This window comes from Paraburkholderia tropica, from assembly GCF_014171495.1.
Taxonomy (GTDB): domain Bacteria; phylum Pseudomonadota; class Gammaproteobacteria; order Burkholderiales; family Burkholderiaceae; genus Paraburkholderia; species Paraburkholderia tropica.
The window spans coordinates 419,260-431,751 of the sequence record NZ_CP049134.1; the positions used below are offsets into that span (position 1 = coordinate 419,260).

Consider the following 12,492-nt stretch of genomic DNA (forward strand, 5'->3'; position numbering starts at 1 on the left):
GCAATTGGGGGTTGTGCCGGATCGAATGAAATCAAGCTAAATAACGGTTTTTGCAGCGCTTGCACCATTCGATCCCAGGGCAAAACCGGGATTGCGACCGTGTAGTTTTTCTACTAACATCGCGCCATCGCTGTTTGGATCGCGTGATGTGTCCCCGAGCGCCTGAGCGAGATAACAAGGAAGGAGATTCGATGGTTTCCCCGCATTCGCAGTTGATGAAGGTCACGCAACGCGTGATCGAGCGCAGCAAGCCGACGCGCGAGGCCTATCTCGCGCGCATCACGGCGGCGCAGGACCGTTTCCCGGCACGCGGTGCGCTCTCGTGCGCGAATCTCGCTCACGGTTTCGCCGGTCTCGAAGGGCGCGACAAGATTGCCATCAAGGCGATCCGCGAACCGAATATCGGCATCGTCTCGTCCTACAACGAGATGCTCTCGGCCCACGCGCCGTACAAAGACTTTCCCGACATCATCAAGAAGGCGGCCCGCGAAGGCGGCGGCGTCGCGCAATTCGCGGGCGGCGTGCCGGCGATGTGCGACGGCGTCACGCAGGGCAATGCCGGCATGGAGCTGTCGCTGTTCTCGCGTGAAGTGATCGCGATGAGCACGGCGGTCGCGCTCACGCACAACATGTTCGACGCGGCGCTGTGCCTCGGCGTGTGCGACAAGATCGTGCCGGGCTTGCTGATCGGCGCGCTGCAGTTCGGCCATCTGCCGACGATCTTCGTGCCCGCTGGCCCGATGACGAGCGGCATCTCGAACGACGACAAGGCCAAGGTCCGCCAGAAGTTCGCGACCGGCCAGTGCGACCGCGACGCGCTGCTCGAATCCGAAGCCGCCGCGTATCACGGCCACGGCACCTGCACGTTCTACGGCACGGCCAACAGCAACCAGATGCTGATGGAAGTGATGGGCCTGCATCTGCCGGGCTCGGCCTTCATCCATCCGCATACGCCGCTGCGCGACGAACTCACCGCCGCTGCCGCGCGCCGCGTGCTCGAACTGACGGTCGAGCGCGGCAACTACACGCCGATCGGCCACGTGGTCGACGAAAAGTCCGTGATCAACGGCATCGTCGCGCTGATGGCGACGGGCGGCTCGACCAACCACACGCTGCACCTCGTGGCGATGGCGCGTGCGGCGGGCATCCTGATCGACTGGAACGATTTCGACGAACTGTCGGCGGCCGTGCCGCTGCTCGCGCGCGTCTATCCGAACGGCAAGGCCGACGTGAACCACTTCCACGCGGCGGGCGGCATCGCTTTCCTCGTGCGCGAACTGCTCGACGGCGGCCTGCTGCACGAAGACGTGAAGACGGTGGCGGGCGAAGGTCTGCGTCACTACACCGAGGAGCCGAAGCTGCTCGACGGCAAGCTCACGTGGGTGCCGGCCGTGGAAAAGAGCGCCGACGACGCCGTGTTGCGTCCGCTCGCCACGCCGTTCCAGCCGGACGGCGGTCTGCGACTGATGCAGGGCAAGCTCGGTCGCGGTGTCATCAAGGTCTCGGCGGTTGCGCCGCAGCATCGCAAGCTGAGCGCGCCCGCAATCGTGTTCGACTCGCAGGAAGCGGTGCAGGAAGCGTTCGATCGCGGCGAGCTGGAGCGCGATTTCGTGGCGGTCGTGCGCTTCCAGGGCGCGCGCGCCAACGGCATGCCGGAGCTGCACCGCCTCACGCCGCTGCTCGGCGTGCTGCAGGACAAGGGCTTCCACGTCGCGCTCGTGACCGACGGGCGGATGTCGGGCGCGTCGGGCAAGGTGCCCGCGGTGATCCACGTGTCGCCGGAAACGCTGCTGCACGGCCCGATCGGCAAGGTGCGCGACGGCGATACGATCGTGATCGATGCGGAACGCGGCGTGCTCGACATCGAAGTCGATCAGGCCGAATGGGACGCGCGCCCGGTCGCGCAACCGGCGCATCAGGAAAGCAATGAAGTGGGCTTCGGCCGCGAGCTGTTCGGCGTGTTTCGCGCCGCCGCGGCGCCGGCCGAGCTGGGCGCGACGGTGTTCGGCCCGCTCGTCGGCGAAGTGCCGGCCAGTGCGTCGGCCACGCAGCACGCGCCGCAGACCGCGAGCGCCTGAACAACTGAGCGCCTGAGCGGCCGACGTCACCGCGACGCGGCAACGCAACGAACAGAATTCATCATCAAGGAGCCTGAACATGGCACAAAGCACGGTGGCCGACATTGTCCGCCTTGGCCCGGTGATTCCGGTGCTGGCCTTCGAAACGCCCGAACAGGGCGAGCACGTTTCGCGCGCGCTGCACGCGGGCGGCGTGAAGGTGCTGGAAATCACGCTGCGCACCAAGGCCGGTCTCGAAGCGATCGAGCGCGCGGCGCAGATCGCGCCGGATATCGCCGTCGGCGTCGGCACGATCACGAAGCCCGAGCATTGCGCGCTGGCGAAGAAGGCGGGCGCGACGTTCGGCGTCTCGCCGGGCCTCACGCGTGAAATCCATCAGGCGTCGCTCGACGCGGGTCTGCCGCTGCTGCCGGGCGTCATGACGCCGACGGACATCATCGTCGCGATGGAACTCGGCTACGAGATCGTCAAGTTCTTCCCGGCCGTTCCCGCGGGCGGCCTGAACATGCTGCAGGCATTCCACGGCCCGTTCCCGACGCTGAAGTTCTGCCCGACCGGCGGCATCAGCGCCGAAACCGCGCCGAATTTCCTCGCGCTGCCCAACGTGGTGTGCGTGGGCGGCTCGTGGCTCACGCCGAAGGCCGCGCTCGCGGCGCAGGACTGGGCCGAAGTCACGCGTCTCGCGCGCGCGGCGAGCGAGCTTTCGCGTCCGGTGCGCTAAGGCGTCCGCTCGATCGATGAGGAAAGGCAACTAACTGAAGTTTGATTCACGATCGACGGACAACGGGCGCAAGCGCGCGCCGTACGAGTCGGCGCTTCGGCACGCTAAATAAGGTGCTGATCGCCGTCGCCGGGCGGGCGATTTCCGGACCGCCCGCACCGCCTGGACCGGCCGTTCAGCCCGGCGGTGCCGACGTGCTTTCCCGCCCGTTTCCGTCGCGTGTTTTCACGAGCCGCGCAGGCTGCGCCCGAGAGGGCGTGCGCCTTGCGCGGCTCGCTCGTCTTTCGAGCAGACAACCCGGAAAGTCGTTATAACCTCTACAATCCCGGCCCGGCGACGGCCGACCCCCTGCGTTTTCCACGTGCGCGTTTTTCAAGATGCCGCAGGCGCGGCGGCGCGGGGATACCGAACAACTACCTGGAGAGGAGCCTCATGGGAGTGGCCCACGGCAGTTCGCTGCTGATTTACGCGCTCGTCGCGATTGCCGCGCTGATCCTGCTGATCACGCGTTTCAAGGTGTATCCGTTTCTGGTCCTGATCATCGTTTCGCTGCTGCTCGGCCTCGCCGTCGGCATGCCGATGGATCAGATCGTCAAATCGTTCGAGACCGGCAACGGCAACACGCTCGGCCACATCGCGATCGTGGTGGGCCTCGGCACGATGCTCGGCAAGATGATGGCCGAATCGGGCGGCGCCGAACGTATCGCCACCACGCTGATACGCTGGTTCGGCGAGAAGAACATCCACTGGGCGATGATGTGCGTGGCCGTGATCGTCGGCCTGCCCGTGTTCTTCGAAGTCGGTTTCGTGCTGCTGATTCCGATCGCGTTCAACGTTGCCAAGCGCACGGGCAAGTCGCTGCTGCTGATCGGTCTGCCGATGGTCGCGGGTCTCTCGGTCGTGCACGGCCTGATTCCGCCGCACCCGGCCGCGCTGCTGGCCGTGCAGGCGTATCACGCCGACATCGGCCGGACCATCGCGTATGGTCTGATCGTCGGTATTCCGACGGCGATCGTCGCCGGACCGCTGTTCGCGCTGTTCATCCACCGCTTCATCAAGCTGCCGGAGAACAATCCGCTCTCCGCGCAGTTCGTGAGCAAGGCCGATCCGAAGCCCGACAGCGAGTTGCCGAGCTTCGGCATCACGCTCTTCACGATCCTGCTGCCGGTGATCCTGATGCTGGTCGGCTCGTGGGCGGACCTCGTGTTCGCGCCGAAGACGCTGCCGAACAATCTGTTGCATTTCATCGGCACCTCGGATGTCGCGCTGCTGATCGCCGTGCTGGTAAGCTTCTGGACCTTCGGCGCGCAACGCGGCTTCAATCGCGAGCAGATCCAGAAGTTCTGCGGCGACTGCCTCGCGCCGATCGCCGGCATCACGCTGATCGTGGGGGCGGGCGGCGGTTTCGGACGCGTGCTGATGGACAGCGGCGTCTCGAAGCAGATCGTCGAACTCGCGCAGACGGCGCATCTGTCACCGCTTTTGCTCGGCTGGCTGGTCGCCGCGCTGATCCGTCTCGCGACGGGCTCGGCCACGGTCGCGATGACCACCGCGTGCGGCATCGTCGCGCCGATCGCCTCGGCGGCCGGCGTCACGGTTCAGCCGGAACTGCTCGTGCTCGCCACGGGTTCGGGCTCGCTGATCTTCTCGCACGTCAACGACGGCGGATTCTGGCTGATCAAGGAATATTTCGGCATGACCGTGGGTCAGACGTTCAAGACCTGGTCGCTGCTGGAGACCATCATTTCGCTGCTGGGCCTCGGACTGACGTTCGCGCTCTCGGCAGTGGTGTAACAGGTAAATTTGCATGAGGCGGCGCGCGGCATTCACGCCGGGCGGCCGCCGACTGAGGAGCAGTAGATGATTCTGATTGCAATGGGCGTGTCGGGCGCCGGCAAGACGCGTATCGGCGAGATGCTGGCCGAGCGCCTCAAGTGTGCCTTCACCGACGGCGACGCTTTCCACAGCGAAGCCAACAAGAAGAAGATGCACGACGGCATTCCGCTCACCGACGACGACCGCTGGCCGTGGCTGCGCACGATTCGCGCCGCCATCGAGGAAAAGCAGCGCGCGCACGAGACGGCCGTGTTCACGTGCTCGTCGCTCAAGCGTTCGTACCGCGACATCCTGCGCGGCGGCGATCACGACGTCGTGTTCGTGTATCTGAAGGGTTCGTACGAAGTGCTGCACGAGCGCCTCGCCACGCGCACCGGCCACTTCTTCGATCCGTCGCTGCTGCAAAGCCAGCTCGACACGCTCGAAGTGCCGGGCGCCGACGAAGCGATCGAGGTGAGCATCGAACTCACGCCCGAGCAGATCGTCGACGACGTGCTCAAGCAGCTCGAAACGCGCCGCGTGGGTTGATCCGCACGGCGGTTTTGAACGGCTGCAAATAAAAAAGCCCCGGCTTCGCACCGGGGCTTTTTGTTTGGCCGCGCCGCAAGGGCGCTTGCCAAAACAGACTTACGAAACGGATTTACGAAATGCGCTTCGCGAGTTCGGCAGCCTTGCCGATGTACGACGCGGGCGTCATGTCCAGCAGACGCTGCTTCGCGTCTTCAGGAATCGCGAGACCCGTGACGAAGGTTTGCAGCGCTTCGCGCGTGATGCCCTTGCCGCGCGTGAGTTCCTTCAACTGCTCGTACGGGTTTTCGATGCCGTAGCGGCGCATCACGGTCTGCACCGGCTCGGCCAGCACTTCCCACGTGGCGTCGAGGTCGTCGTTCAGACGCTGCGGATTCACTTCGAGCTTGTCGATACCGCGGATCAGCGCGTCGTAGGCGAGCAGCGAGTAACCGAACGCGACGCCGATATTGCGCAGCACCGTCGAGTCGGTCAGGTCGCGCTGCCAGCGCGACACGGGCAGCTTGTCGGCGAGGTGACGCAGCGTGGCGTTCGCGAGACCGAGGTTGCCTTCCGAGTTTTCGAAGTCGATCGGATTGACCTTGTGCGGCATCGTCGACGAACCGATTTCGCCGGCCTTCAGCTTCTGCTTGAAGTAGCCGAGCGAGATGTAGCCCCACACGTCGCGGTCGAGGTCGAGCAGGATCGTGTTCGCGCGTGCGACGGCGTCGAACAGTTCGGCCATGTAGTCGTGCGGCTCGATCTGGATCGTGTACGGGTTGAACGTGAGCTTCAGGCGCTGTTCGACGACGTTCTTCGAGAACGCTTCCCAGTCGAATTCCGGATACGCCGAGAGGTGCGCGTTGAAGTTGCCGACCGCGCCGTTCATCTTGCCGAGCAGTTCGACCTTCTCGATGCGCGTGATTGCGCGCGCGAGACGGGCGGCGACGTTGGCGACTTCCTTGCCGAGCGTCGTCGGGCTCGCGGGCTGACCGTGCGTGCGCGAGAGCATCGGCTGGTCGGCCTGTGCGTGCGCGAGCGCCACGAGGCGCTGATGCACCGAGCGCAGCGCCGGCAGGATCACGTGCTCACGCGCGCCGGCGAGCATCAGGCCGTGCGACGTGTTGTTGATGTCTTCCGAGGTGCAGGCGAAGTGGATGAACTCGCTGGCGCGCTCCAGTTCCGGCTGACCCTTCACCGATTCCTTGAGCCAGTACTCGACCGCCTTCACGTCGTGGTTCGTCACGCGCTCGATGTCCTTGATGCGCGCGGCGTCGTGCGCCGTGAAGTTCTCGGCGAGCTTGAGCAGGAACTGCTCCGACGCTTCCGAGAAGCGCGGCACTTCCGCGAAACCGGCTTGCGACAGCGCGATCAGCCAGTGGATTTCCACGGTCACGCGATTGCGCATGAAGGCGGCTTCCGAGAGCCAGTCGCGCAGGGCTTCGGTTTTTGAGGCGTAGCGGCCGTCGAGCGGGGAGAGCGCGTTGAGCGCGAAGAGGGTATCGGGACGAGTGTCGGACATGATGGGGACGTAACGTGTGGCGTTACGATCAGAAAGGAACCGGGGGGAGCCGGGTATTTTATCACCACGCTGACAGCGTCCGGTCGGGGATTCGGGGCGGCTTGCAGGCAGGGCCGCCTGGTCGCGTGAGGCGCGCTGCGTCAGAGTTTCGGAACTGTCTGACAGACATAGGGAGGGCGGCGGCATACGGTGATGAGGTCGGCGGCGTTGGCCGCTTCTCGTTTTCCGATCCGCATGAACCGCGATTCCCTTTTTCCTCCGCTCGACGACGCAACTGCACTCGTCGATGCCGCGCTCGCCGAACACCGCGCCGGGCGGCTCGACGCCGCGCAGACGCTGTACGAGCGCGCCCTCGCTCGCGATCCCCGCTGCGCGCGTGCGCTGCACTATCTCGGCGTACTGGCGATGAGCCGCGGCGAGCTTGTCCGCGCCGCCGAACTCATGGATCGCGCGCTGGCGCATACGCCCGCCGATGCCGAGTGCTTGAGCAATCGCGGCGTGGTGGCCGCGCGGCAGAACGATCACGCGCGCGCAGCGATGTTCCAGCGCAAGGCGCTCGCGTGGTCGCCCGATTTCGCCAACGCGCACAACAATCTCGCCAACGCGTTCATGGCGCTGGGCGACCTCGCGGGTGCCGAGCACCATTACGCGCGCGCCCGCGAGATCGATCCGCAATCGGCGCATTTCGCCTTCAATCTGGGGCGCGCGCTCGAAAAGGCGGGACGCGCGGACGCCGCCATCGCGCAATTTCGCGCGTCGCGCGCGCTCGCGCCGCACGATACGGCGACGCTCGCGCATCTGGGCAAGCTGCTGCGCGCGGCGGGCGAACATGCCGAGGCGGCGGCCTGCTTCGAGGCGATCGTCGCGCGCGAGCCGGACAACGCACACGCGCTCTTCGAACTCGGCTACGCCTACGACGCGATGCATCGCTATGACGAGGCGATCGCGCTCTATCAACGCGCCGCGGCACTGCGGCCCGACGCGGCGGGCGTCGTCAACAATCTCGCGTTTGCCTACACGGCGCTTGCGCGCTATGACGAAGCCGAAACGCACTATCGGCGCGCGCTGGAATTGAATCCGGATCTGCCGGAGTCGCGCTTTCAGCTCGGCATGCTGCTGCTGCGCCGCCAGGAATACGCACAAGGCTGGCCGCTGTTCGAGAACCGCAAGACCACCGCATTCGGCAAGCCGAACTATCGCAAGCTGCCGCCGCCCGAATGGCAGGGCGAGCCGCTTGCGGGCAAGCGTTTTCTGATTGCGCGCGAGCAGGGCGTGGGCGATCAGATCCAGTTCGTGCGTTACGCGCAGTGGCTCGCCGCACAGGGCGCGCAGGTCGATGCGTGGGTCGCGCCCGAACTGGCGCCGCTGGTGGCGACGGTGCCGGGCGTCGCGCGCGTGCTCGACGCCGCGCCCGGCGACGCCGATATGGCGCGCGACTACGACTTCTGCTGCGACGTGATGAGCTTGCCGCTCAAATTTCCCGGCCGGCCGATTTACGCGCCGACTTCCTATATGCACGCCGATCCGGCCCTCGTCGAGATGTGGCGCATGCGCGTGGCGGCCCGCTCGGGCGGTGTGCGGCGGCGCATCGGGCTCGTCTGGGCGGGCAATCCGCGTCATCATTTCGACGCCTTCCGCTCGCTGCCGCTGAAGGCGCTGCTGCCGCTCGCCGCGCTCGACGGCCACGCCTGGTTCGCGATCCAGAAGGGCGAGGGCGTGCGGCAACTGCCCGACGTGGCGGGCCGCTGGCCGCTGCACGCGGTCGGCGACGATCTGCCCGATTTCGCCGCCACGGCCGCGCTGATCGAGGCGCTCGATCTGGTGATCACCGTCGATACCTCGGTGGCGCATCTGGCCGGCGCGCTCGGCAAGCCGGTGTGGGTGCTGCTCGCCGCCCAGCCCGACTGGCGCTGGGGCATGGGCCGCGCCGATTCGGTCTGGTATCCGTCCGCGCGGCTGTTCCGGCAGACCACGCTCGGCGACTGGCGCGGCGTGGTGGCGGAACTGGAGGCCGCGCTGCGCTGACAGCGCCCGCGCGCGGGCCTAGAATGCGGACTTCTCATTTGCTCGCCGGTCCCGCATGGAACTCAAATGGCTCGAAGACTTCGTTTCGCTGGCGGAAACGCATAGTTTCAGCCGCTCGGCCGAACTGCGGCACGTGACGCAGCCGGCGTTCTCGCGCCGCATCCAGGCGCTGGAGGCGTGGCTCGGCACCGAACTGATCGACCGTTCGGTTTATCCGACGCGTCTCACGCCGGCGGGGCAGGTGTTCTACGAGCAGGCGCTCGCGATGCTTTCGCAGTTCCACGAAGCGCGCACGCTGCTGCGCGGGCATACGGCCACGCCCGCGGAGACCATCGAATTTGCGGTGCCGCACACGCTGTCGCTCACGTATTTCCCGCGCTGGCTGCAACGCGTCGAGGCCAAGCTCGGGCGCATCCACACGCGGCTGCGCGCGCTCAACGTGCACGACGCTGTGCTATCGCTCGTGGAAGGCGGCTGCGATCTCGTGATGGGCTATCACCATCCGAGCCATCCGGTCACGCTCGATCCCGCGCGCTACGACACGCTCACGCTCGGTATCGAATCGATCAGCCCGTATTCGGCGCCGCAGCGCGCCGGACGTGCACGCTACACGCTGCCGGGCACGCCGGACGCGCCCGCGCCGTATCTCTCCTACACGCCGAACGCCTATCTCGGACGGATGACCGAAGTGATCGTGGCGAACGCGCCCGCGCGCCTCTATCTGGACCGCGTCTACGAAACCGATATGGCCGAAGGGCTCAAGGCGATGGCGCTGGCGGGCCACGGCATTGCGTTCCTGCCGCACAGCGCGGTGGAAGACGCCGTGGCGCAAGGCAAGCTGATCCGCCTCGACCGCGGCACGCGCGGCGCGCCCGAAGGCCAGTTCACGCTCGACATGGAAATCCGCCTCTATCGCGACAAGCTCGCCGCGCAAGGCAACGACGCGCGCGAAGCGCTCGTGCGCGCGGTCTGGGACGCGGTCAGCGATGAACTCGCGCGCAACGGCGCATAACCGTCACGAAAATCGCTCGATGCAAACGCGGTACCGACTGATGCGCAGTAGCCGCGCGCGTTCGTGCGCATTCGCGTAGAAGGTCTTTTTCGCGCGCAGCAACAATGCGCGCCGCCGCGCCTGCGCAGTCGTAAAACGCCCGTAAATAGCGGATCCAGCGACAAGTTTTTTCGACTTTTATGACGTTATGCAAGAAAAGCATGACGCGATGACCAAACGGCATTGGCATAGACGTGGGCCTTTTCTGACAATGGCACCACTTCTTCGATCGCTGGAGCGTTCATGTCTTCCCAACAGCAGTCTGCAGTGTCTTCGTCGGTTCCTTCGTATCTTCACGCGGACGCACTCGGTCCGTGGGGCAACTATCTTCGTCAGGTCGACCGCGTCGCGCCGTATCTCGGTTCGCTGTCGCGCTGGCTCGAGACGCTCAAGCGTCCGAAGCGCATTCTGATCGTCGATTGCCCGATCGAACTCGACAACGGCACCGTGGCGCACTTCGAAGGCTATCGCGTCCAGCACAACGTTTCGCGCGGTCCCGGCAAGGGCGGCGTGCGTTATCACCAGGACGTTACGTTGTCCGAAGTGATGGCGCTGTCCGCGTGGATGTCGGTGAAGAACGCGGCCGTGAACGTGCCGTACGGCGGCGCGAAGGGCGGTATCCGCGTCGATCCGCGCACGCTCTCGCGTGGTGAACTCGAGCGCCTGACGCGCCGCTACACCAGCGAAATCGGCATCATCATCGGACCGAACACCGACATTCCCGCGCCGGACGTCAACACGAACGAGCAGATCATGGCGTGGATGATGGACACGTACTCGATGAACCAGGGCCAGACGGCCACGGGCGTCGTGACCGGCAAGCCCATCTCGCTCGGCGGCTCGCTGGGCCGCAAGGAAGCGACGGGCCGCGGCGTGTTCGTGGTCGGCTGCGAAGCCGCGCGCCGCAAGGGTCTGTCGATCGAAGGCGCACGCATCGCCGTGCAGGGCTTCGGCAACGTGGGCGGCATCGCTGCCCGCCTGTTCCAGGAAGCCGGCTCGAAGGTCGTCGCCGTGCAGGATCACACCGGCTCGATCTACAAGTCGACGGGTCTCGATGCAGCCGCGCTGCTCGACCACGTCGCGAAAACGGGCGGCGTGGCGGGCTTCGCCGGCGCCGACATGCTCGGCAACGACGAATTCTGGACCATCGAAACCGACATCCTGATTCCGGCAGCGCTGGAAAACCAGATCACCGAGCACAACGCCGGCAAGATCCGCACGAAGATCATCGTGGAAGGCGCGAACGGCCCGACCACGACGGCCGCCGACGACATTCTGCACGACAAGGGCGTGCTGGTGATTCCGGACGTGGTGGCGAATGCGGGCGGCGTGACGGTCTCGTACTTCGAATGGGTGCAGGACTTCTCGAGCTTCTTCTGGACCGAAGGCGAGATCAACGAGCGCCTCGAACGCGTGATGCGCGAAGCGTTCACGGCGGTCTGGCAGGTGTCGAGCGAGCAGGGCGTGTCGATGCGTACCGCGGCGTTCATCGTTGCGTGCAAGCGCATCCTGATGGCGCGCGAAATGCGCGGTCTGTATCCCTGATTGACGAATGTTTACGTTTGCCGCGCGGCGCCCGATTTCCGGGCGGCATGCGCGCGGCATCGGTACAAAATACGTGCGGCCTACCCAGGCCGCGCGTCAAGGCGGACGGTCTCCACAAGGGGCCGTCCGCCTTTTCTTTTGGCTTTTCTTTTGGGCGTTCCAGGCAGGCCGGCAATGTGGCTTCCGTGTGTGCGGCAAGCCTTACACGCGCGCGCGTGCGCGCTTACAACGCCAGGGTCCATCCATATACTTTCAAAATAATTACTTTGCTACACTGGCCGCGATTCTTGCAAAGGAGATCACAGATGAAAATCAAAAAGGCCGCGCTCGTTCTCGCCACTCTCGGACTGGTCGCCGCGAGTGCTCAGGCGCAGGACTCGGGGACGCTGAAAAAAATCAAGGACACCGGCGTCATTTCGCTGGGCCACCGCGAATCGTCGATCCCGTTTTCCTACTATGACGACAAGCAGAACGTGATCGGCTACTCGCAGGACTTCGCGATGAAAATCGTCGAAGCCGTGAAGCAGAAGCTGAATATGCCGAACCTCAAGGTCAAGATGGTTCCGATCACGTCGCAGAACCGCATTCCGCTCGTGCAGAACGGCACGGTCGACATCGAATGCGGCTCGACCACGAACAACGCGGAACGCCAGCAGCAAGCTGCGTTCACGAACACGATTTTCGTGATCGGCACGCGTCTGATGACCAAGAAGGATTCGGGCATCAAGGATTTCGCCGACCTCAAGGGCAAGACCGTCGTGACGACGGCGGGCACGACCTCGGAGCGTCTGCTGCGCAAGATGAACCAGGACAAGAACCTGGGCATGAACATCATCAGCGCGAAGGACCACGGCGAGTCGTTCCTGACGCTCTCCACGGGCCGTGCCGTCGCGTTCATGATGGACGACGCGCTGCTCGCGGGCGAACGCGCGAAGTCGAACAATCCGGGCGATTTCGTGATCGTCGGCACGCCGCAATCGCGTGAAGCGTACGGCTGCATGCTGCGCAAGAACGACCCCGAGTTCAAGAAGGTCGCCGACGACGCGATCGCCAAGGTCGAGACCTCGGGCGACGCCGACGCGATCTACAAGAAGTGGTTCGAGTCGCCGATTCCGCCGAAGGGCCTCAACCTGAACTTCCCGGAAAGCGAAGACATGAAGGCGCTCTTCAAGAGCCCCAACGACAAGGCCATCGACTAAGTCCGGTC

Annotated in this window: 9 protein-coding genes; 8 read left to right on the plus strand and 1 reads right to left on the minus strand. The window is 65.3% G+C overall.

Features of this window, described 5'->3' with window-relative positions; all coding sequences use genetic code 11:
• The first annotated feature begins 191 nt into the window (after positions 1-191).
• The 4 genes from edd to G5S35_RS01935 all read left to right on the plus strand — a co-directional run bounded on the left by edd (position 192) and on the right by G5S35_RS01935 (position 5,163).
• Entirely contained in the window at positions 192-2,078 is a 1,887-nt protein-coding gene (gene edd, locus G5S35_RS01920; protein WP_065065145.1) for a phosphogluconate dehydratase, read from the plus strand.
• A 79-nt stretch (positions 2,079-2,157) separates the two neighbouring features.
• Positions 2,158-2,799 (plus strand): bifunctional 4-hydroxy-2-oxoglutarate aldolase/2-dehydro-3-deoxy-phosphogluconate aldolase, encoded by a 642-nt coding sequence (eda, locus tag G5S35_RS01925; protein WP_065065144.1) that lies wholly within the window; start codon positions 2,158-2,160, stop codon positions 2,797-2,799.
• Positions 2,800-3,231: 432 nt separating this feature from the next.
• The gene (locus G5S35_RS01930; RefSeq protein ID WP_065065143.1) at positions 3,232-4,593 is read left to right on the plus strand and encodes a GntP family permease; all 1,362 of its coding nucleotides are present in this window, start codon (positions 3,232-3,234) and stop codon (positions 4,591-4,593) included.
• 66 nt (positions 4,594-4,659) lie between these two features.
• Positions 4,660-5,163, plus strand: coding sequence for a gluconokinase (locus tag G5S35_RS01935; RefSeq protein ID WP_065065142.1), 504 nt, complete (start codon positions 4,660-4,662; stop codon positions 5,161-5,163).
• A 112-nt stretch (positions 5,164-5,275) separates the two neighbouring features.
• Here G5S35_RS01935 and purB read toward each other — a convergent pair whose 3' ends face one another.
• Positions 5,276-6,664, minus strand: a complete 1,389-nt coding sequence (purB, locus tag G5S35_RS01940) for an adenylosuccinate lyase (RefSeq protein ID WP_065065141.1) — start codon at positions 6,662-6,664, stop codon at positions 5,276-5,278.
• 234 nt (positions 6,665-6,898) lie between these two features.
• Between purB and G5S35_RS01945 the strand changes: the two genes are divergently transcribed.
• The 4 genes from G5S35_RS01945 (at position 6,899) to G5S35_RS01960 (ending at position 12,484) form a co-directional block, all read left to right on the plus strand.
• Entirely contained in the window at positions 6,899-8,689 is a 1,791-nt protein-coding gene (locus tag G5S35_RS01945; protein ID WP_183038516.1) for a tetratricopeptide repeat protein, read from the plus strand.
• A 55-nt stretch (positions 8,690-8,744) separates the two neighbouring features.
• The gene (locus G5S35_RS01950) at positions 8,745-9,701 is read left to right on the plus strand and encodes a LysR family transcriptional regulator (protein WP_065065139.1); all 957 of its coding nucleotides are present in this window, start codon (positions 8,745-8,747) and stop codon (positions 9,699-9,701) included.
• Positions 9,702-9,983: 282 nt separating this feature from the next.
• Positions 9,984-11,285, plus strand: a complete 1,302-nt coding sequence (locus G5S35_RS01955; protein ID WP_065065138.1) for a Glu/Leu/Phe/Val family dehydrogenase — start codon at positions 9,984-9,986, stop codon at positions 11,283-11,285.
• A 305-nt stretch (positions 11,286-11,590) separates the two neighbouring features.
• Positions 11,591-12,484 (plus strand): glutamate/aspartate ABC transporter substrate-binding protein, encoded by an 894-nt coding sequence (locus G5S35_RS01960; RefSeq protein ID WP_065065137.1) that lies wholly within the window; start codon positions 11,591-11,593, stop codon positions 12,482-12,484.
• The last annotated feature ends 8 nt before the right edge of the window (positions 12,485-12,492 follow it).